General features: G+C 61.2%; 22 protein-coding genes. 7 read left to right on the top strand and 15 right to left on the bottom strand.

The genetic code is table 11. The features are described 5' to 3' along the window. Positions 1-13: 13 nt before the first annotated feature. Positions 14-1,639 carry a methyl coenzyme M reductase system, component A2 gene (gene atwA, locus WYS_RS03540; RefSeq protein WP_019176782.1) on the bottom strand — a complete coding sequence of 542 codons (1,626 nt, stop codon included), beginning with the start codon at positions 1,637-1,639 and terminating at the stop codon, positions 14-16. Positions 1,640-1,835: 196 nt separating this feature from the next. On the opposite strand from atwA, the gene WYS_RS03535 reads away from it, so the two are divergent. The 4 genes from WYS_RS03535 to WYS_RS03520 all read left to right on the top strand — a co-directional run bounded on the left by WYS_RS03535 (position 1,836) and on the right by WYS_RS03520 (position 4,556). Continuing rightward, positions 1,836-2,324 carry a hypothetical protein gene (locus WYS_RS03535; protein WP_019176781.1) on the top strand — a complete coding sequence of 163 codons (489 nt, stop codon included), beginning with the start codon at positions 1,836-1,838 and terminating at the stop codon, positions 2,322-2,324. Between the two features lie 69 nt (positions 2,325-2,393). Further along, a complete protein-coding gene (locus WYS_RS15560) occupies positions 2,394-3,368 on the top strand; it encodes a DUF2111 domain-containing protein (protein WP_019176780.1) in 975 nt (324 codons plus the stop codon). Beyond that, positions 3,361-4,203, top strand: a complete 843-nt coding sequence (locus tag WYS_RS14205) for a CPBP family intramembrane glutamic endopeptidase (RefSeq protein ID WP_147654408.1) — start codon at positions 3,361-3,363, stop codon at positions 4,201-4,203. Before WYS_RS15560 ends, WYS_RS14205 begins: the two co-directional genes overlap by 8 nt. A gap of 26 nt (positions 4,204-4,229) precedes the next feature. Continuing rightward, on the top strand, positions 4,230-4,556 hold the full coding sequence (locus tag WYS_RS03520) for a DUF6951 family protein (RefSeq protein WP_019176778.1): 327 nt from the start codon (positions 4,230-4,232) through the stop codon (positions 4,554-4,556). On the opposite strand, the gene WYS_RS14200 is transcribed toward WYS_RS03520, so the two are convergent. Beyond that, entirely contained in the window at positions 4,557-4,856 is a 300-nt protein-coding gene (locus WYS_RS14200; RefSeq protein ID WP_019176777.1) for a carboxymuconolactone decarboxylase family protein, read from the bottom strand. Between the two features lie 126 nt (positions 4,857-4,982). Between WYS_RS14200 and WYS_RS14195 the strand changes: the two genes are divergently transcribed. Beyond that, positions 4,983-5,543, top strand: a complete 561-nt coding sequence (locus WYS_RS14195) for a hypothetical protein (RefSeq protein ID WP_019176776.1) — start codon at positions 4,983-4,985, stop codon at positions 5,541-5,543. A 180-nt stretch (positions 5,544-5,723) separates the two neighbouring features. Here WYS_RS14195 and WYS_RS03505 read toward each other — a convergent pair whose 3' ends face one another. From WYS_RS03505 to WYS_RS03475, 8 genes are all read right to left on the bottom strand, one after another. Further along, positions 5,724-6,002: a DUF2098 domain-containing protein gene (locus tag WYS_RS03505; protein WP_019176775.1), complete on the bottom strand. Its 279-nt coding sequence runs from the start codon at positions 6,000-6,002 to the stop codon at positions 5,724-5,726. Between the two features lie 5 nt (positions 6,003-6,007). After that, a complete protein-coding gene (mcrA, locus tag WYS_RS03500; RefSeq protein ID WP_019176774.1) occupies positions 6,008-7,672 on the bottom strand; it encodes a coenzyme-B sulfoethylthiotransferase subunit alpha in 1,665 nt (554 codons plus the stop codon). A gap of 4 nt (positions 7,673-7,676) precedes the next feature. After that, the gene (gene mcrG / locus WYS_RS03495) at positions 7,677-8,450 is read right to left on the bottom strand and encodes a coenzyme-B sulfoethylthiotransferase subunit gamma (RefSeq protein ID WP_026068763.1); all 774 of its coding nucleotides are present in this window, start codon (positions 8,448-8,450) and stop codon (positions 7,677-7,679) included. Between the two features lie 5 nt (positions 8,451-8,455). Continuing rightward, a complete protein-coding gene (gene mcrD, locus WYS_RS03490; protein WP_019176772.1) occupies positions 8,456-8,875 on the bottom strand; it encodes a methyl-coenzyme M reductase operon protein D in 420 nt (139 codons plus the stop codon). A gap of 22 nt (positions 8,876-8,897) precedes the next feature. Further along, positions 8,898-10,217: a coenzyme-B sulfoethylthiotransferase subunit beta gene (gene mcrB, locus WYS_RS03485; protein ID WP_026068762.1), complete on the bottom strand. Its 1,320-nt coding sequence runs from the start codon at positions 10,215-10,217 to the stop codon at positions 8,898-8,900. Positions 10,218-10,467: 250 nt separating this feature from the next. Continuing rightward, positions 10,468-10,983, bottom strand: a complete 516-nt coding sequence (locus WYS_RS03480) for a TfuA-like protein (protein ID WP_019176770.1) — start codon at positions 10,981-10,983, stop codon at positions 10,468-10,470. Next, positions 10,917-11,108 (bottom strand): hypothetical protein, encoded by a 192-nt coding sequence (locus tag WYS_RS16210; RefSeq protein WP_162137692.1) that lies wholly within the window; start codon positions 11,106-11,108, stop codon positions 10,917-10,919. Before WYS_RS16210 ends, WYS_RS03480 begins: the two co-directional genes overlap by 67 nt. Beyond that, on the bottom strand, positions 11,105-12,310 hold the full coding sequence (locus WYS_RS03475) for a YcaO-related McrA-glycine thioamidation protein (RefSeq protein WP_019176769.1): 1,206 nt from the start codon (positions 12,308-12,310) through the stop codon (positions 11,105-11,107). Before WYS_RS03475 ends, WYS_RS16210 begins: the two co-directional genes overlap by 4 nt. A 116-nt stretch (positions 12,311-12,426) precedes the next feature. Between WYS_RS03475 and WYS_RS03470 the strand changes: the two genes are divergently transcribed. Continuing rightward, a complete protein-coding gene (locus WYS_RS03470; protein WP_019176768.1) occupies positions 12,427-13,260 on the top strand; it encodes a hypothetical protein in 834 nt (277 codons plus the stop codon). A gap of 3 nt (positions 13,261-13,263) precedes the next feature. Here the strand turns inward: WYS_RS03470 and WYS_RS03465 are convergent, their stop codons facing one another. Then, positions 13,264-14,904 (bottom strand): methylamine methyltransferase corrinoid protein reductive activase, encoded by a 1,641-nt coding sequence (locus WYS_RS03465; protein WP_019176767.1) that lies wholly within the window; start codon positions 14,902-14,904, stop codon positions 13,264-13,266. 162 nt (positions 14,905-15,066) lie between these two features. On the opposite strand from WYS_RS03465, the gene WYS_RS03460 reads away from it, so the two are divergent. Beyond that, positions 15,067-16,104: a uroporphyrinogen decarboxylase family protein gene (locus WYS_RS03460; protein ID WP_019176766.1), complete on the top strand. Its 1,038-nt coding sequence runs from the start codon at positions 15,067-15,069 to the stop codon at positions 16,102-16,104. Between the two features lie 88 nt (positions 16,105-16,192). Here WYS_RS03460 and WYS_RS03455 read toward each other — a convergent pair whose 3' ends face one another. From WYS_RS03455 to WYS_RS03440, 4 genes are all read right to left on the bottom strand, one after another. Further along, positions 16,193-17,191: an MtaA/CmuA family methyltransferase gene (locus WYS_RS03455; RefSeq protein WP_162137691.1), complete on the bottom strand. Its 999-nt coding sequence runs from the start codon at positions 17,189-17,191 to the stop codon at positions 16,193-16,195. A 147-nt stretch (positions 17,192-17,338) separates the two neighbouring features. Beyond that, positions 17,339-18,247 (bottom strand): non-homologous end-joining DNA ligase, encoded by a 909-nt coding sequence (ligD, locus tag WYS_RS03450; RefSeq protein ID WP_049796238.1) that lies wholly within the window; start codon positions 18,245-18,247, stop codon positions 17,339-17,341. Positions 18,248-18,374: 127 nt separating this feature from the next. Further along, positions 18,375-19,016 carry a cobalamin B12-binding domain-containing protein gene (locus WYS_RS03445; RefSeq protein ID WP_019176763.1) on the bottom strand — a complete coding sequence of 214 codons (642 nt, stop codon included), beginning with the start codon at positions 19,014-19,016 and terminating at the stop codon, positions 18,375-18,377. Between the two features lie 232 nt (positions 19,017-19,248). Next, a complete protein-coding gene (locus tag WYS_RS03440; RefSeq protein ID WP_019176762.1) occupies positions 19,249-19,974 on the bottom strand; it encodes a metallophosphoesterase in 726 nt (241 codons plus the stop codon). Between the last annotated feature and the right edge of the window lie 2 nt (positions 19,975-19,976).

Raw genomic sequence — 19,976 nt, 5'->3', positions numbered from 1 at the left:
CCGATCTGCTGCTTCAAGACCTCGCCCCGTTGGTGAGCATGACCTCTGACTCCTGGGGCGTCAGGTACTCTATCACGCTGGAAGGGTCGCCCTCGGCGATGACCTTCCCGTCCTTCATCAGGATGGCGCGGTCGCAGCAGTTCATGACGAAGTCCATGTCGTGCGAGACTATAAGGAATGTCTCGCCGAGGTCCTTTCGGGCCGTCAGGACGGACTTCGCCACGGACAGCTTGGTGATGGGGTCCATGGTGCCGGTGGGCTCGTCGAGCACTACCAAGCGCGGCTCGCGTATCAGTACCTGTGCCAGGGCGACCCTTTGCTTCTCGCCGACGCTCAGGTTGTCCGGGTACGCGTAGAGGATGCGCTCGACCTCCTGGCGCGAGAAACCCACGCCCATGAGAACCTGGATGACCTTCATCTTGGCAAGTTCCGCGGGGAGGTTGATCCCGATGCACACGGTGAGGTTCTGGAGGATGGTATCGAAAGGATACAGGGAGAACTCCTGGTGGAGGATCCCGATGTACTGGGTAGCCCGCCCCTTTCCCATCGGCCCGGGCTCGGACATGTCCACCCAGTCATCGCCTACTCTGACGGTGATCTTTCCCTCGGACGGCTCTCCCAGGCCGGATATCATTCTGGACAGGGTGGTCTTGCCGGCGCCGGAGAGGCCTACCAGCCCGATGATCTCCTTCTCCCCGACCTCCAGGGAAACGCCGTCCACCGCCTTGACCACGCCGCGATTGTATGAATAGAAGTACCTCTTGACGTTCTCCACCTTGACCAGGGGCTGCCCGATATCCACCTTGCTCTCGATCTTGGGCTCGAAACCCACCATGAACTCGGAGGTCACTTCCTCGGGTTCGCCGATCTTCATCATCTCGCCCGACTCCAGCCAGATGGCCTTGTCGGCCAGGCTGTTGATGGCCTTGGGCCAGTGGGACGTCACTACCATGGCCATGTTGGTCTTCTGGACCGCGTCGATCAGGGCGTCGTGAACTATCTCCGCGGTCTGAGGGTCCAAAGTGCCGGTGGGCTCGTCGGCCAGGAACAATATGGGATCCTTGGCGAGCTGTCTCGCCAGCACGCACCTCTGCTTCTCGCCGCCCGACAGGTCACGGGCGATATGGGTGATGCGGTGGTCCAGCTTGACCAGGCGCAGGAGCTCCAGCGCCCTCTCGACCCTCCGATTCTCACCCATGCCTTCGGGCAGGGCCTCGAAGATGTTCTCGATGACGGTCATGTCGCCGAACAGGGCGAAGGTCCTCTGGAGCATGATGGCTATGCGCCTGCGGATCTGACCCTTGAGGGGGTCGTCGTCATCCAAGGCCCAATAGTCGACCTCCACGGTCTCCATGTCCCTCCCGCAGTGGCCGCATTTCTTGCCGGCCAGCGGCAGGTCCGCCCAGTTGCAGGCGCTGCAGGAATTGAAGCGATAGATCACCTTGCCAGAGTCCGGCTTGTAGTCCGGGCTTCCCCTCAACATGTTGATGAGCACCGACTTGCCGGCCCCGCTCCGCCCGATCAGGCCGAGTATCTCCCCGGGGCGGATTGATGCGCTAACATCTCTGAGCACATACGAACCGTTGAACATCTTGCTTACATTGCTGATGATAACGAACGCCTCGGACGACTCGGCCATAATAATCCGACAACCATTATTAACAGTATAAAGCCTTTCCCTGTTCCATCCCTATTTGGAGAGGTTCTGGTATTAACAATTGCGCTTAACAATTGCCTTTAACAATCATCCTTAACGATTGCTCTTGGGGCGGTCCCCGCAGGGGACATCAAGATATATAGCCAATATGACATGTCCCCCCGGTCGAGGTTGGTCCATGGCCAGAAAGATCAGGGTCGAGGAGGAGACGAAGCCCCCGGAGGCGCCGAGGACGAAGATCGAGAGCATCGTCAGGTCGGAGCATGTCAATCCCATGCCCCTGAGGACCAAGATCGTACTGGTCCTGGAGCCGGCGATCATGGTGGCGCTGGTCATATACCTGCTGTATACCGACCAGCCCCTGCTCATTCTGCTGGCGGTGTTCCTCGCCCTGGGCCCCATCACCGCGTTCTGGCAGGACCGCAAGATCCGTCCGACCAGGATCATCATCGACAACAACGGGGTGACCCCATATATTGGGAAGAAGGAGGATATCCTTATTCCCTGGAGCCTCGTGGTGCTGATCCCCCGGAGGCGGGGCGGCCAGGGTGCGCCGAGCGGCATCCTGGTGCAGGAGGGCAAGCGCATGCCGATGCTGGTCTCGGACGATATCTTCGGGGCTCTGGTGGATGCGTTCAGGAAGAGGAACGGCAAGGAACCTTACTGAGTCCCTGCTCCGTCCCTTCCGTGCCAGGTTTGAACAGGTTTTATAGGATGGATACTCCATCCAGGGCCGATGGTCCTGAAGTTCCAGTCATATACTGGCGGCGGCCCCACTCCCAAGTTCACCCTGTTCCATGTCTGGAAGTCCTATGATATCATAAGCACCCACGGCCCCATCGGGCGCAAGGCCTTATCACAGACGCTGGGGATCGGGGAAGGCAGCACCAGGACCATATTGGACAAGCTGATCCGTGAGGGCTCGGTGGAGATGACCAAGAAGGGCGCCGAGCTTACCGAGAGGGGGAGAAAGGTGTTCCGCAACTCCGGCATCTCCGCCGCGCCGGTGAGGATGGCCAACATGACCATCTCCGCCCAGGACTGCGCCGTCCTGGTGAAGGGGATGGCCGGCCGCATCGCCACCGGGTACGAGCAGAGGGACGACGCCGCCAGGGCGGGGGCGGTGGGCGCGACCACTTTCATAGCCAGGGACGGCAAGCTGTATTTTCCGGACATGACCGAGCCGGACCAGAACGATGTGCTGCCGCTCCGTTCGGTCTTCGATATCGAGGACGGGGACGCCGTGGTGGTGGGCACCGCGCACTCGTACGAGGCGGCAGAAAAGGGAGCGGTCACCGCGGCCCTGGCCTTGGGCGACCAGACCCGGGCTGGCTGGAGGGACGTCCCGGCAGGGGACGGCCTCATCGGGCCGGACACCGAGGCCGAGGACCTCCGGTGCCTCGCTCTGGCGGTGCACGAGCTGGTAGGCAGGCTGCCGGTCACCATGCGCAGCCAGAACCACTACGGAGTGAGGTGCGAGGACGGCGATATAGTGGACAACAGCTACACCGGCCCGGTGCTGGAGGAGGTGCTCAGGAAGGGCACGGTGGTGCGGAGGGTCTCTCCGGCGGGACCGTACCGGGGCATGGCCGTGGTGGTCGTCCCCATAGTCCGCAAGAAGGAAGTGGTGGCGGTCTTCGGCGTAGTGGACATCACCAAGGGAGGCATGTTCGAGGCCATATCGCGCTCCCGCAAGGACCGCCATGAATGATCGGACGCAGTCCTTCAAGGGGCGGCAGGTCACGACGAAAAGGTCTCCCGTTCGGTTCTTCGCGCTCCTTTATCTGATGAGCGCTCCGTTCTGGGCCGCCGGCATCCTGTTCAAGGGCAGCGGCCTTCCAGACAGCCTTCCCATCACTGATGTCGGCGCGGTGTTCATGCCCACGGCCGCGGCGTGCATCCTGATCTACAAGGAGGAGGGAGCGGGCGGGGTCAGGAAGCTGCTGGGGAGGGCTTTCGATATCCGGAGGATCGGACGGAGGGCGTGGTACCTGCCCGTCCTTTTCCTTATGCCCGCCATCTACCTGCTGACCGCAGGGGTCATGGGCGTCATCGGCATCGACCTCCCCGGCGAGTGGGAGATCTCGATCCTGACCGTGCCGACGTTCCTGTTCTTCCTCGTAGGAGCGGCGGCGGAGGAGCTTGGATATACGGGATATGCCACCGACCCACTGCAGGAACGCTGGGGCGCGCTGACCACGGCCCTGCTCATAGGGACCCTGTGGGCACTTTGGCATGTGCCCTCGATGATCGCGCTGGGACAGAGCGGGGCGCTGATGGCGTTCGGGCTCGCCGCTACGATGGCCTGGCGGGTCATCTATGTCTGGATCTACAACAATGCCGGGAAGAGCGTGTTCGCCGTCATCCTGACCCACGCCATCGGTAACACCGGACGGACCGCCTTCCCGGGCGGCCGGGCCGGGTTCGAGCTGAGCGGCGGGGCGGTGGGATACGGCACCATCGTTCTGACCGCCGCCGTCATCGCCGCGCTGTGCGATCCCAGGACGCTCACGCGGCTCCGTGCCACGGATCTCAGAAAAGGTTAAACGGTTCAGCAACGCTTTGAGCCCGCATGAGCGACGGCAGCACCTGCATGTCGGTGGACCCGGGAGTATGCCGGTTCCAGACCAAGATCAAGGCGGAGTACCAGGACGGGGCGATCCGATATCACATCCAGACCGACTGCCCCCACGCCAGCAAGCTGGAGGGCGAGCTGGACCCTCGACTGAGCCCGTTCGAGGCCCTGAAAATGCCGTTCGCGGAGAACCCCATATACATTACTTGCGGGAAGGTGCTGATACACTCGGCCTGCCCCATCCCTTCGGCGCTGATAAAATGCGCCGAGGTAGTGGCCGGCCTCGGCTTGAAGAGGAACGTCAGGTTCGACTTCGAGTGCTGATCAATCCTGGGCCCCCAGTATCTCGTCGACCTTGGGGGACCATATAACGGAAGAGGGGCCGGCCAGGTACATGGCCACCAGCATCGCCTCCCTCAGCTCGTCGACGGTGGCCCCGAGGTCCTTGGCCAGCTTGGCGTGCGTCTCCAGGCACTGATCGCACTTGAGAAGACAGGACACGCATACGGCCATTATCTCCTTCTCCTTGGCGCTGAGGGCCCCGTCCTTGAAGACCTCGTTGCGGAGCCGGAACAACGCGTTGATGGAAGACGGCTGCTGCTTGGCGATGAGAGTGAGGCTCATAGCTGAAAGACCGCCGCCTCGCCTAATAATGCTTGCGCCGCAATGCATCCAACACCGCCCGCGGCTGGCTGGATATAAGCCATCCAGCCAAGGGTTTATTACATCCAATGTCGTTGCCAATCACCTATGGTACGGATGACCGAGATCGTGGAAATGCTTCAAAAAATGAGGGGAAGCGTCTACGTCTTCCCGCTGAACAATGAATGCAGGACCAAGATTTGGGACATCGAGAAGGACATCAAGGCCGCCCTGGGCATACCGGTCATCAACGCCGGCGTGGAGGAGTGCCTCAAGCGCGATCATGTCATTTGCATCATCAAGAACCGCGCCTTCCGCCCGCCACCGGAGGCCACCGTTCTGCTCGTCTCCGATGACGCTACCATACTGGGCGAGGAGGTCCTCCCCCACCGCAAGAAGGAGTTCTTGGAGAAGAACAAGGAAGAGGTCGTTTGGCTCTCCGAGGAGTTCGTCATGTACCCCGAACGCACCGGGAACCTGAAGGAAATGTTCGTAATGCCCCCGGTGTCCTTCCCCGAAGTGGAGCAGTACGAGGGCGTAACGGACGTTGTCTCCTGTTCTCCCTCCGCCCCGTCGGACATGATGCTGCGCCAGATGCACGGCTACGAGGACGACCCCCGCCTCGCCTCCATCCTGATCGGGTTCAATTCCAGCACCATCGAGCTCTGAGCTCGTTTCCTTTTTTCAATTTCTCATCGTCTCAAACAGGCCACCCTCTGGCCGGCGAGGGTCGCGGGGCATCCCCGATGCTCTGCTGAGGTGGCTTGGCATACTCATAGAAGAGAGCTCGCGCTGATCAACAAAACCAGAAAAATGTGAAAGGAAGGGGTTTATGGCTGTGCCCGAAATTCATCCCGCGCCGGAAGGGGTGATGCGGGAGATCTTCTCGGCCATCTGTTCCGCCTCCTCGCGGAGACGCTCGATGTCCTCGAGGGAATCCCTCACGCCCTTCTCGCGTTCGGCGGCACCGCGGTAGTCCTCCTCGGACGCCGGGTCAAGGGTGGTGGAATCGTAGAGGAGGTTGGTAGTGTCCAGGTGCATCCAGGTCACCTTTTCCTCCTCGCTGATGTCCACTATCTTGCCCACCGTCCCGGTGTGTCTGTACCTAACGACGTCGCCTACTTGCATGGTACTTACTTAGCGGGGATGATTACGGTCCTCTCACCAGCAGGCACGAACTCGCGCAGAGCGCCCCGGCCGATCTCCTTCGTGATGTTCGCGAAGTCGAAGGGCAGGTTCTTGTCGGCGAAGGCGATCTTGATCAGCGGGCTGGCAGCGAACGCATCGCCGCGGGCCGCATGAGGCGCCGCTGCAATACCGGCATAGCCGGGCAGGTGACCGACGTTCATGGCGTAGTTCGGGTAGTTGGGGCCCCTGAGCTCGAAGGGCAGGCCCTCGTCGCTCCTGTAGGCGAACGAGTTGGCGGAACCGCACTGGTCCTGCAGGTCGTAGCCGTAGAAGCCAAGGCGTCCGTGCCTCTCCTTGTGCTGGAGCATGGACAGATACCAGCCGTTGACACCGAAGTCGGCGTTGCCGGTGGCCATCGCGCAGCCGATACCGGTGGCGGCGGCAGCGACGGTGGCACGCTGGGAACCACCGAAGTGGGTTTCCATGGCGGCGGGGTATCTCTCGTACATCTCCAGAGCGTAGGAGTTGATCTCGGTGCCGAGCTTCTCCATCAGGTCCATGGAGGGCTTGCTCTTGCAGAGCCCGCCGTACTTGGTCTTGATCAGGTCAAGAGCCCAGTAGGTGTAGTCCTCCAGGATGTCGTCGGTGTAGGCCGCGGTAGCGTACTGGGTGAACCCGACGCCGCCGGACATGTAGGACCCGAGGTAGATCTGGTCGAAGATGATGGCACCCAGAGCAACGGTCTCCAGAGCGGCCCTGGCAGGGTCGTCGGGGTAGACACGGGTGGACTGGACCATATCAGCGAGGAACCCGAAGGGAATTCCACCGGGCTCGTTGGGGCCCCTGGCCCTCCTGGCGGGCATCATGGTACCCATCTCGAGGACCGACGAGTGCTTGGCGGCATAGGCGAAGTCCGCGATAGCGGCCTCACCGGCGGCCAGCCTGTAGCTGCTGATGAAGGACATCGAGATCTGCATGGCGCTCCACCGGGACATGGTACCGCCGTCGCAAACGCGGCCGACGATGGTCGGGCAGCGGACGACCTGGTACAGGGACTTGCCGACAGCGTCGTTCAGCTGCTTGGCCTGGTCCTTGGGGAACTCCTTGTTGATGTCGATCACGAAGCGCTTGTCAAGCTGGCTGATCAGGTCGGCGTCACCGGAGAAGACCTTGACGTAGCAGTCCGCGGTCAGAGCGGGGCTGCACTCGGCCATGTGCTCCTGAACGACCGCGCCGCCGGGCATGGCGTGGTTAACGGTCTCCAGGTAGTGGTTGATGGTCTCAGGGGTGACTTCCTTGCCAAGCCTCTTCTCGATAACGTTGTGGGCGGTGTCGAGACCGACGATGACGGTCCTGCGGATATCGTCCCAAGCCTGCTGGATAGCGGCATTGTTGACGAAGTGCAGGTCATCGCCCTCAGCGTATATGTCGGTGTGAGAGAGCTGGTAGGGCATCAGGACACGCTGTCCCAGGGGGACACCGATGTCCTGGTTCATCATGGGGATGCCACGCTGCTTGGCGATCTTGTTCGCCTGCTCGACCCACTCCCTCTTCCTCTTGGACTGCTTCCAGCCACCGTAGGTGTAGTAATGGGTGCTCTGGTCGGTCGGGTCCTCCTTGAACTTGTGCTTCAAGGAGTCCATGAACATCTTCTGCTTTTCCTTAGCCATAGTTTTACTCTCCCTTCAGAGCGTAGGCCTGGTAACCACAGAGGGTCCTAAGCCTGTGGATCCTCAGCTGGGTGGCCATGACCTCGGGGTCGTCCCTCATGTCAATGCCGTCAGACCTGAAGATGGCGGTCATCTTCTTGAGGTCAGCTTCGGCGATGGGCTTGCCCACGGAGATGGGCTTGTCCAGTGGGATAGCGACCTGGTCCTTCACGTACTCGACCTCTCCCTTCTTGGCGTTCCAGCGGTACCTCTGCCAGGCATCGAACATCATTCCGTTCTCGTCCAGCCTGCAGGCGTGCCCGTGCACGGTGGCGCCCCTGATGCCGCACCTGGCGGGATCAAAGGTCTCGTTGTCGATCAGCTCCTTGGCGACCTTCTCCAGGTCCCTCTCCCTCATTTCGATGATCTGCCTTCCAGAGAGGGTACCGGTGTCGAAGCCGCGCAGCCTGGACATATACATCCAGGCCCTCATGTAGGGGGTCATGGGGGCGAAGTACACGGAGTCAGCGAACTGAATGTACCTGATCCTGTCGCCCTTCTTGGCTCCCTCTATGGGGGTGACCAGCTTCCTGATCAGGTCATCGGGCTCGTTGCCCTCTTCCAGTGGGGGGTGGATAGACTTGTAATCCTCACCGGGGGACCTGTGGCCCATGATCCTGACGACGTCGTCCTGGGCAACGTCCCTGAGCTTCTTCAGCTTCTTGGACGGGTCCATGTAGCGGCGCCTGTTCTCGGCTACCTGGCTCTTTCCAGGGTAGAACTGTCTAGTGTATGCCATAGTCATTACCTCTTGCCTTTCTTATAATCGGTGACTGTTGGCCTATATTTGGAGTACCTTCCGACCTCCAGATTGTAGCCGAACGGCAACAGCTCCTGGCAGATCTCGTCGATGGCCTCAATGGCCTTCTCGACCACGTCGATGTCGTCGATCTCGACGAACACCCTGCCTACGAGCAACTGGAGCTCGATCTCCCGGCCTTTCACGTTGATGACCTTTCGTCCCTCGTGCTCGACGGGGAGACCTTTCCCCGGGCCGGACCCCACCATGGCGGGGACCCCCTCGCCGCTGATGTTGACCTGCCGGACGTGCGGCACATCGTAGACCCTGTTCAATAATTTCTCCGTCGTCTCTGCGGAAAGCAGGCGGTTCGGGAAGATCAGGATCTCGGGAAGGGGGACCGGTTCAAATTTGTCAGTACTCATGTATAGACCACCGTAGCACCGATTACTTCAGCTTCTTGGCCTCCTTGCCAACAGCCTTCAACGGCGCCTTGAACTCGGGGATGTCTCCGAAAGTATCCCTGATCAGACCGGACGTCGCCTCGGGCGAGAACATCTGGGTTCCAGCATCGAGAGCGCAGCCGGCGGCGATCACGGGGATGACGAATCCCTTCGAGTGCTTGGTCACGACGTGGTTGCCGTGGAACAGACCGGGGCCGCCTCCACCGTAGATGGAGTGCGAGAAGAAGGACATACCGACGGAAACACCCATCGCACGCCCGAAGTCAACACCGGGCAGTCCGGTCTCGTGCTCAAGCAGGTCGTTGTAGTACAGGATGGTGGACGGGATACCCTGGGAGGCCCTTGCAGCACCGACGTTCACCATGATAGCGGCGAGCATACCGGTGGACGCATAGGCGTTCCACAGCGGGAAGTCGTTGGTCGTGTACACCTTGTACCCGGACGGCAGCTTTTCCTTCACCTTGATGACCTTGTCCTCGATAGCGCGGTCAACGAGGGACTCGATGACGGTACCGACGGTCCCGGTCTTGCCGTTCGCCTTCACGAGGTCGACGGTCAGGTTGTTCGCGTTCAGGCCCTGATAAGCCAGGCCCAAGAGGTGGTACCTCTCGAAGGGCCCGATGGCGTCACCGAGCTCGAACATAGCGGTGTGCTCAAAGATAGACGAGAGAGCAGCGGCGTTCATCGAGTTCTTGCCGGTCAGAGCGACGATGTGGTTGGCCATGATGTTCCTCAGAGCGTAACCAGCACCTTCGTTGTTCTGCGGCACCTCAAGGATGGACTTGAGGTTGGAACCCTGGAAGGTAAGGGTCTGCGGGTATCTGCCCCAGACGGCACCCTTCACCATGTTCGCCTTGAACATGTCCACATCGAATATGTCGATGAGGGCCTGGGTCACGGCCGCGGCGGTGGCCGTGAAACCGGTGGTGTACTCAACACCGGAGTCGAGCCTAAGAGATGGAACAATAACGACCATCTTCTTCCCGTCCGCGAGGACCTTTACATCGGTGTCGTCGTCCTTGTCGACCTTCAGGATGTCCTTGACCTTCTTTGCTACCTTGTCAGCGTTGCTTACAACCGCGGCGTCGATCTCCTTGCCCTTGATGTAGCCACCGCCGACCTTGCCGGTCTTGAGGCTCTTCTCAAGTCCAGCCAGGTCCACGGCGATGGTCCTCTTGGCCAAGGAGGCAATCTTCTGGATGGCAGGGTTGTATAACGGGCTGATAGCTTCCAGGGGGACATCCTTCTCGATGATCTTGCCCCTGTCGTCATACAAGTCTATTTTGTCCTTGTATTTCGCCAAATTTTCTACCTCCTTATTTCATCTTCCTTCGTCGGCCGAGGTACCCCCCTGCCGACTAAATTTTTTAATGATCTTCATCTGCACAAAATCTTGTCATGCGATGAAAATCGAATCCCCTTGCGAGAACCGAGTAAGCAAAGAGAAGCATATATATTTGGTGATGGATGGAGCATCCATCCATAGTGGATAGTCGTGTTTTTTAGAAAGTAGCCAGAGTTTTTCCGTTTTCCTTAACGGGGGTATATTTTTTTCATTTTTGGTCCATTTTCTTAACGGCCATTAAGACCAATAATGCGTCTTTTTTCTTGAAGTCCTCGAATTGAGTTTTCTCGAATTTTTCGAACCTCGCGGACTCCTCCTCCGGCAGGGTCCGCCTGGCGATATCGAGCATGAGATCATAGCTTCTCACCGGGTAGAACTGCCGCTTGAGATCTCTCAATATACCCTCGGCCTTGCCCGCGTCGAGAACGCCGTGCTCCACGGCCTTCCGGAGGTTCAGCCGCAGGTTGATCAGGGGAACGGACAGGGGGGCGTGGGTGGATGGATCATAGGCCAGGAGGACCTCGTCGTCACCCTCCACACGGCCGCTCGCGTACTCCTCGTACACGCTCCCGACGCCGATCATCCCGAAGTCCTTCAGCTCGGCCCCCCGCAGCGCTCCCATGCTGCCCCCGCCGATGACGGTGATCCCGGACCTCATCACGTCCAGTATCTCGCGGTGGCCCACCGCGGCATCGCTGAGGATGACGCCGTCGATAATGCCCACGGTCCTGGTGCCCTTGGGGAGGTCCAGCAGATCGCCCCGCCGAACGGGGGGCGGTAGTCGGCGTCGAGGATCTTCGCCGCCTCCTCCTCGGCGATGCTCAGGCCCGCGAACACCACCGGCCTCATGTCGAGCTGCCCATGAGCCGGGGTCCGATGCGGTCCTCATCGATGGCGTACACTTCCAGCCCCGGCACGATCACCCGGACCACCGGTATGCCCAGCGCCTTCCTGGTAAGGTCGACCACCACGGTGCGGGTGAGCCCTCTGGAGTTGAGCTTGGCGCGGACGAGCTGCAGGTCGTCGAACACGTCGTCGGTCGCCAGGGACGGCAGGTCGGTCAGCTCCTCGGCCTCCCCCTCCTCGTCCAGCCACATCTTGTTGAGCCGCTTCATCCGCTCGTACCCGAGCTTCCTGGTCTGCTCCGCCCTGACGGTGTCCTCCCTGGCCCCATGGATCTGGGTGAGGCGGCTCTGGGCCACCTCCAGCAGCGCCTTCAAGGCCGCGACCTCGGGGTCAAGGTGCGTCGCCAATCCCAGGTTCAGCAGCGCGGGGTCCTGCATGGCCGCATCATCGGCGGCCGCGGCGACGGTGGGAATGCCGATGTCAGAGGTGAGGTCCTTCAGGTGGACCTCTACCCCCTGCGAGGTGAACCTGTCGATGATCTCCCTCACCCGGCCGGAGGCGGGCGGAGCGATGCGCCGGCCGGTCTTCCGGTGCGCCTCCGCAAATGACCAGGCGTCCCTTTCGATCACTTCGCACAGCCCGTGAAGGATCGCCTCCTCGAGGTTGTTGCCGGAGGCCAGGCCGTTGGTGGAGGTGCGGAAGATCATCAGGTCGGCCCTGGAGGCATAAGGATGGAATGCCGCGCTGGCAGGCACCCACATGTCCTCCATGGTGTTCAGCTCGGTGCCCTTGACCCAGCCGACGGCCTGCTGCTGCATGACCCAGTAGGCCACCCCCCTCGGCAGGATGAGGTCGATGGGATCGACGGCGTTCCGGGAGGACATGAACTCGTCGGCGCCCTGCCGGATGATGGTATCGCCTCGGACCTCGGCGCTGTACCGCTCGATACCCTCCATGATCGCGGACACCCTGGCCTCCTCTTTGGTAAGGCCCTTGCCGTTGTACACCGATATCGCGCCGCTCTCCGCGGCCGGACGGATGCTGGAGAAGACGGGCACCCCGATGCGGTCGAGGTCGGTGATCTCGGCGACCCTGGTGATGCCTGCCGTCTTCAGCAGGGGTTCGATCCGCTTGAGCGTCTCGGCGGGATCCGCGGTCCTCTGCCCGTCCGCGCTGTAGCCTTTGGGGGAGGGGCCCAACTTCATGCCCCGGCCATGCTCATGAACGGTAATAAACCTCTCTCGGGCCCAGCCCCCTGAGGCGGGGGCGGCAAACCACTTATATCGAGGAAGGCGTGCGAGGTTGCCGCGGAGGTTTAGAGTTGAAAGCCTTTGATATCTTTGAGGTCCCCTCGCTCAAGTTCATAGAGCCGTCCTACCAGCATCTTCCCGAAGGGTCGTTCACCGACCTATTGCTCAGCTCTCCGGCCGAGGAGGCCCGCCTGGCCGTGGACGAGGACGAGTGGCCGGTGGCCCTGGCCGTCCGTGACGCCAAGGAGTGGAAGGGGACATCGTTCCTTCTGAGGCCTCCCTCCCTGGCAGTGGTGGAGTTCTTCGAGAGCGTCGACGGCGATGTCGTCACCACCACCCAGGAGGAGTGGGCCAAAGCGTGCAGGGAATACTATTCCAAGGACATCATCGACATGGTGCCGGCGGCGGTGGAGGACTTCTCCCCCGACCGCGCCGCCAAGGTGAAGGACCTCCTCGAGGAGCTGTGGCGGGACCGCAGGGGCGAGGTATGCCTGGACTGCGGGTGCGGCTCGGGGATGGGCTCGGCCATGCTCCGGGAGGCCGGGCTCGTGCCCGTCTCCTACGACAACGACCCCTCGCTGCTGGCCCGGGGACTTAAGGATGGCAGGCTGGAGCCGGAGGGCACCATGTGCATCGACGGCGCGCTCGCCTCCCACTACATGAGGCCGGCGCCGTTGGGCCTCGCGCTCATGGCAGGGACCATCAACGATCATACCGCCATGATCTGGAAGGCGGTGCTCGGCGAACTCCTCGATATGACCGAGGAAACGCTGGTGACGGTGGAAACAGAGAAGGAGTCGGAGCTGGTGAGGATGTGGGCCCTGGGAATGGGGAAGAAGGTCCGGAAGTTCGAGAACGACCGGGACCCCTTCTACGACCGGTGGGGCTGCGTCATCACCGAGTGAGGCTCAGTCCCTCTCGGTCACCTTGTGATCGGCGAAGCGGTACACGTGTTCAGGGCAGGCCGCCTCGCATTTCTTGCACGCGGTGCCCAGGCAGAACTCCGTGGCGATCTTGACGGTGTACCCGTTCTTCCCGCCATCGATGACCGTGAGGGCGTTCTCGGGGCACTGCTGCTCGCAAGTGCCGCATCCGGTGCAGCCCTCGAAGCTGCTCGTCAGGTACACGCCCACGTTGTCAAGGATCTTGAGCCCGCCGCTGCCGAGGACGGGGATGTCCGAGGACACTATCCTTTCCACGCTCTTGGGCCTTACGATCTTGGGCAGGGGGGCGAGGCCGTAGCCCTTCAGCATCTCGTTGTACATCTCCATGGGCATGGCCTCGGTCCAGTAGGACAGCTCGTTGAGGTAGATGTTCTCGAAGATCTTGCTGGTGGCGAACATGATGTGCTTCGAGGCTATGGAGTCCGCTACGCTCTGCATGCGGTCCAGGGTCTCCTCGTCCTTCACGAGGTCGTAGGCCATCATGAGCGAGGTATTGCCGATCTGCACCGTCTTCTCGATGATGCGCGGCACCATCCCCGCGGTCTGGGCCTTGAGGGGGTCCACGTAGGTGCCTGACGCACCGGCCAGGTACATGGTCTTGACGGCGTTCTCGTCGATGCCGACCTCCGCGATGAGAGTGCGGTGGCCGGCCCTTATGGCCCCCATGGCCTTCCCCGCTTCCATCAGGTCATGCTCGTTGAAATCAATCCCGTCCTGCAGGTGGAGGACATGGTCCCGGGTGTTGATCTTGGGCGGAGTGATGAGGCCGGACTCCAAGCCCAGCGCGACCGCCGCGACCACGCCGGTCCCGGTGATGCCCCTTGCCTTGATGGCGTTGGCCGCTCTCGACCTCCCGGTGGAGGGGTCCACCACGGTGCCGAGCTGGGGCTTGAGGGTCTCGTTCAGAACATAGTTGTTCCACGAGCCGTCCCCGGCGAAGCTGAGATCGCTGATGGCGAAGGGGGCGGCGAGCATGCCGTGGTCGATGGCCTGCCCTTCCATGGCCGGACCCGCTGCTGCCGAACCGGTGTACAGTTCGCCGTCGTGGAACAGGCCCATCTCCGCGTTGGTCCCGTAGTCGGTGACCATGCACGTTTCCTTCTTTTCGAGCAGCTTGGACTTGATGATCATGGCCAGCGCGTCGGCGCCGATCTCGTGCCTTATGGAGGGCGGGATGATCACCGCGCATTCCGATCTCAGGGCGTTCAGGCCGATGTCGCCGGCAGTGATGAGCTTGCCCCGACGGTCCGGCACCTTCACGTTGAGGCGGCTCAGCATCGACTGGCCGGCGAACGCGAGGTCCCTTACCTCGATGTTCTCGAACATGGAGACCTGCGCAGGGTTGCCGCACACCGCCAGCCTTTCTATCTTCCCGGTGTCCACGCCGTGGGCCTCGATAAGGCGGCTCACGGTATCCATGATGATCTTGTGCCCGACCTCGGAGCCGTTCTCCAGCCAGAAGGTCAGGTGGTCCATGATGTTCGCGCCCGGGAGCGGGTGCCGCATGGTGATGGCGGTAGAGATGATCTTACCGTTGTTCGACAAGTCCACGATCTGGGACCGGTATCCGCTGGTCCCGACATCTAACGCTACTCCCAAGCCCATATTGGTCGCCTCCCGAAAATGAGAATATGAATATAAATAGAGCGACGCCGGCAATCTCCCGGACAAGACGGGCCAGAGAGGCGTTGGGGGCTCACGATAGTTAGGACGGCGATAGTTCGGACGGGCGGAACGTTCTATTGTCGCCGCGAGCATATCCCCTTCATGAACTCCCGGGAAAGGTTCCTGTCGGCGTTGGACCTGGACACCCCTGACCGAGTGCCGGTGTTCTACCAGCACCTCGGAGGCGCGAGGCACGTGCTGGATGCGTCAGGGCTTACCATCAGGGAAGGGTTCCAGGACCCCGCCGTGTTCGCCAAGATCTGTCTCCAGGCCCGCCGGCTGTTCGGCTACGACAACGTCATGGCAGGCTGGGGCGACCTGCTGACGGAGGCGCAGGCCCACGGGAGCGTGTGGAGGTTTCCAGAGAGGGACTTCTACCCCCAGATGGAGCGGCACGTGGTACAGGACCTTGCCGACGTGGACAAGCTCCGCCCGGTCGACCCCCTGGAGGACCGCTTCTGGTCGGTGCCGCTCAAGGCCGGGGGGATCCTCAAGGGGAGTGTGGGGAAGGAGGTGGCGGTGATTGGCTCCATTGTTTCGCCGTTCTTCCTGGCCTCCGAACTTCGTGGCTACGAGAACCTGCTGATGGACACCTTCGCCGCCCCCGAGGCGGTGGAGAAGATGACCGAGGTAGCGACCGCGTCTCTGAAGACCTACGGCGAGCGGGCGGCGGCCCTCGGCCTTGACGCGGTGTTCGTGGACGACAGCAGCGCCTCCGAGAGCATGCTCCCCCCGGAGATGTCCGAGAGGTTCGACGTCCGCCACTTGAAGGAACTGGTGGATAGGTACAAGGAACTGGGATTGAGGACCATCATCCACAACGACGCCCAGCAGCCGTTCGTCGACATGCAGATCGCCACCGGGGCAGCCTGCTCCCACTTCAACAACGACTGCGTGGACCTGGCCGGGATGTTCGAGAAGCACCGGGGCAAGGTATGCCTGATGGCCGGCATCAACCACCAGGAGCTGATGTTCAAGAAGAGCCCGCAGGAGGTGGAAGCCGCAGTCAGGAGCACCATCGATATATATGGAAAGGAGCCGGGGCTCATCATCGCTCCCGGCTGCGAGGTCCCCTTCAAGAGCCCCCTGGAGAACATCGTCATGCTGAGGCAGGCCTGCGAGAAGCACGGCCGGTACTGACGGCTGCGGCCACAATATTCCCTCAGAAATAAAAATTGGTAAAAGGAAGGGGTTTGAGGTCAGGAACACAAGTTGAACTATGTTCCTTTCAGCCCTTGACGGCCTTGACCATTGCGACCAGGTTCTCCTTGGGAACCTTGGCGGCCAGACCGCAGCCGGGGGCGACGATGTTGAAGCCAGCGGCAACCACGCGCTTGGTAGCCTCGGTGGTATCGGCAGCGTTGCCCTGGAACAGGGGCTTGACGACGCCGACGTTGCCGACCAGGGCGACCCTGCCGTTCACGATGCTGACAGCGGACTCGGGGGTGACCTTCTCTTCGATGGACACGCCGTCCACTCCGGTCTTGATCATGTGGTCGAGCAGCTCGGTGGTGTTGCCGCAGATGTGCAGGACGGTCTTAGCGCCCTTGGCGGCGGCGTTGCACCTCTGCAGGTAGGGCAGAGCGAACACGTCGAACATATCGGGGTGCATCATGTCGGTGGAGGCAGAAGGGTCCACGAACACGATCACATCGGCACCGGCAGCGACCAGCGCGGCGATGTACTTCTCCTCGAACTTGGTAGCGGCCTCAACAAACTTGTGGACGCTGTCCGGCTCGGTGATGCACCAGAGGAGCAGGTTGCCGGTCTCCACGAGGTGGCCAGCGAGGGTGAAGGGGCCGGCGACGCCGACCACGATGGGGTACTCGTTGCCGTACTGGGCCTTCAGCTTCTTGGTGGCCTCGATGACAACGCCTACGCGGCCCTTGCTGAGGTCGGTGGGGATCACGGGGTCGGAACCGGACTCATAGGGGTGGGCCTTCAACATAGGGGTCCTGTCCTGCTTTCCAAGGTCCACGGTGGCTCCGAAAGCCTCAGCCTCGGCGGTCAGGTCGAAGGGGATCCTGATGGTGTCGAAGCTAAGGGTGGTAGCAGCAGCGGCGGCAAGCTTGGCCATGAGGTCGGCATTGCTGTGGGCATCGGGCCACTGGGCGCCAACGGCATCCATCTGGTCAACAGTCGCGCTCTGGGTGAAAATGCCTATGGGCGTCCTCTCTGTCTTTTGCTTAGACAGGGCGGCCATTACAAGCTCCTTTGGGGTCGTCACAATACTCATCTCCTAAATTATTAAACGAGTTAAATCGCTTAATGGAAACACCATATAAAATTTTTTTCGTACTGCCGACGGTGCGTTCCCGCTATCGGGAATATTCTGGCGCAGTTTACCCAGAACGATAATGACTACCCGTATGGGTCAGCCCTGGGACCCCTTCAACGCGGCCGCCGCCCGGGCGATCGAGGCGGGTCGGTCGTCGATCTCCTTCCACGGGTCGCCGCTCCGCTCCAGCCTCCTGAATACGTTATGGATATTGTAGCTCTGAGGTCCCGCCCCGCCATCCTCGACCTGGCCCCACTCCAAGGGGGCGGCCACCGGCGCCCCGCTCCTCGCCCGGACCGCGTAGGGGGCAACCCCGGTCTGCCCGTAGGCGTTCCGGTATATGTCGATGAACAGCCGGTCCTCCCGCCCCTCCTTGGAAGGGTCGAGGGTCATACTATCGGGTCCCTCCTTGGCGACCCGGGAGGCCACTTCCCGAGCGAACGCCCTTGCCTCATCAAAGGACGCCGACCGGTCCAAAGGCACCGCCACATGCAGCCCCTTCGAGCCAGTGGTCATTACGAACGCGGTCATGCCCAGCTCGCCGAGCTGATCCCTCAGCCTCAGGGCGACGTGCCGGACCAGGTCGAACCCCTGCTCGTGGGGGTCCAGGTCGAAGATCAGCCTGTCGGGCCGGTCCAGGCGGTCCTCCCTGCTCAGCCATATGTGGGGGGTGATGCAGGCGAGGTTCGCAAGGTAGGCGAGGTCGGCCTCCTTCTCGCACACCATCTGACGGAGCGTCCCGCCCTCCTTCCTGATCGTCACCGTCCGCAACCATGCGGGATGGCGGTCTGGCATTTCCTTCTGATAAAAGCCCTCCCCCGTGATGCCGTCGGGGTACCTGGACAACATTACGGGGCGGCCGCGCATGTGGGGCAGCATGGTCGGGGAGATGCGGGAGTAGTAATCCACCAGATCGCCCTTGGTCAGGCCGTCCCCGGGGAAGAGGACCTTGTCCTGGCGGGTCAGCTTGACCGTGATCCCGCCAAAAGAGCGATCGTTGTCCATATCCGCTCCGTGTTCTGAGCGCGGGGCCCTTTCCACCCCAAGAATTGGTGAGCATAAGGGGCAGGGCCCGGCACTGCAGTGTGAATAAAATTGGACGAAGGGGTTTATCAGGTTTGGGACGACGACCTCAGGCGAGGAGGTCGTCGATGACCCGGACCGCCTCAATGGCGTCATGGGCCCAGGCGTCGGTGCCGATCTGCGCGGAGTATTCCTTGTTGGTAGCTCCACCGCCGATGATGGTCTTCATCTTTCCCTTCAGGTTCTCTTCCGCCAGCATCCTCTCGATCTCCCTCATGGCGACCAATGTGGAGGTCATAAGAGTGGAGGTGGCAATGATCTGGGCGCTCTCGGCCTTGGCCTTCTCGATTATGTTCTTTACCGGCACATCCCTGCCGAGGTCGTAGATGGTAAGGCCGGCCCCGGTCAGCATGGCCTTGAGGATGTTCTTTCCGATGTCATGGACATCGCCCTCCACCACTGCCAGAACGATCTTTCCGGGCTGCTTGGCCTTGGTATCCACTTTCATCCTGGGAAGGACCACGTCGAGGGCCTGGTACATGGTCTGGGCGGCCAAAAGGACCTGGGGCAGGAAATACTGTTTGCTCTCGTATTTCTGGCCCACCGTGGCCATGGCCTTGCTCAAGCTGTCGAAGATGATGATCTTGGGGTCGACCCCGGCGGCAAGGGCCTGCTCCGCCAGCGGCTTGGCCTCCTTTATTTTGCCCTTGACTACGACATCGGATAATTTGTCAAGTATTTCGTTGCTCATGGACTGATTCCCTCCTCAGACAATCAACAGATTGAACTGGATATGTTAGCAGATTATTTAGCCTTTTAGAGATGGATGGCTTATCGGGACGAAATTTTTCCGCCGTTTATCAGCATCTGAACGCGGCCTCGAAGATGTCTCGGCCCGGCGATGGTCCGGGGGCCGAACGACAGTACATTATCGACGTATTTTTATTAAACATGTTCCCAAGAGGGCGCTGTGAAAATCGCAGTCACAGCCGCAGGCCCTCTAGCGTCGACAGTTTTCCTAGGGGGAGCAGACCGATGTCACTGCAGCCGATTATCTCGGCCTCCCCGACATCATAGTTCTTGAGGATCGGGGAGAGGTAGTCCCTCTTCGACACCCTAGTGAGGTCGGTGCCGGCAGCAAGAGGGCTGAACGCCGGAAGGACCAGGACCCCTTCCTCCCTCAGATGCACAAAGCATGGCAGCTTCAGGTACGCTCCCACCCGGTCGAATATCTTGACAGAGGGATGCTCGTGCCCCATGACCAGCGGCCTGTCGGCACAGGGCTGGTGGCCGTGCACGAAGGTGAGGCCGGCGGCGCGGTACAACGGCACCACCGGTACCTGGATGCGGGAGACTATGTTCTCGATGTAGTTGTCATGGTTCCCTTTCACCAGGATGACCTCCACCAGATTGGAGAGCATCTCCATGACGGACCGCACGTCCCTCATCTCCTGCCCCAGGTTCCTGGAGAACTCGTGCTTCAGGTCGCCCAGCAGGATGATGCGGTCCAGGGCATACTTGTCGATGATCTTCAGGAGGTTCTCCTTCACCGAGGCGGTCTGCACGTGCGGTATATGGATGCCCTCCGCCTCCAGGGCAGACTCGTACCCGATGTGGAGGTCCGCCACCACGGCGGTCCTCTCCTCGGGGATGAGGAGGCACTGCTCCGATGTCATGTACACGCCCTTGAAAGCCTCGATCCGGTCCATGC

Origin of the sequence: Methanomassiliicoccus luminyensis B10, from assembly GCF_000308215.1 — an archaeon.
Taxonomy (GTDB): Archaea; Thermoplasmatota; Thermoplasmata; order Methanomassiliicoccales; family Methanomassiliicoccaceae; genus Methanomassiliicoccus; species Methanomassiliicoccus luminyensis.
The sequence above is the reverse complement of the archived record's forward strand: the minus strand, read 5'-3'. Positions and strand labels throughout refer to the sequence as shown.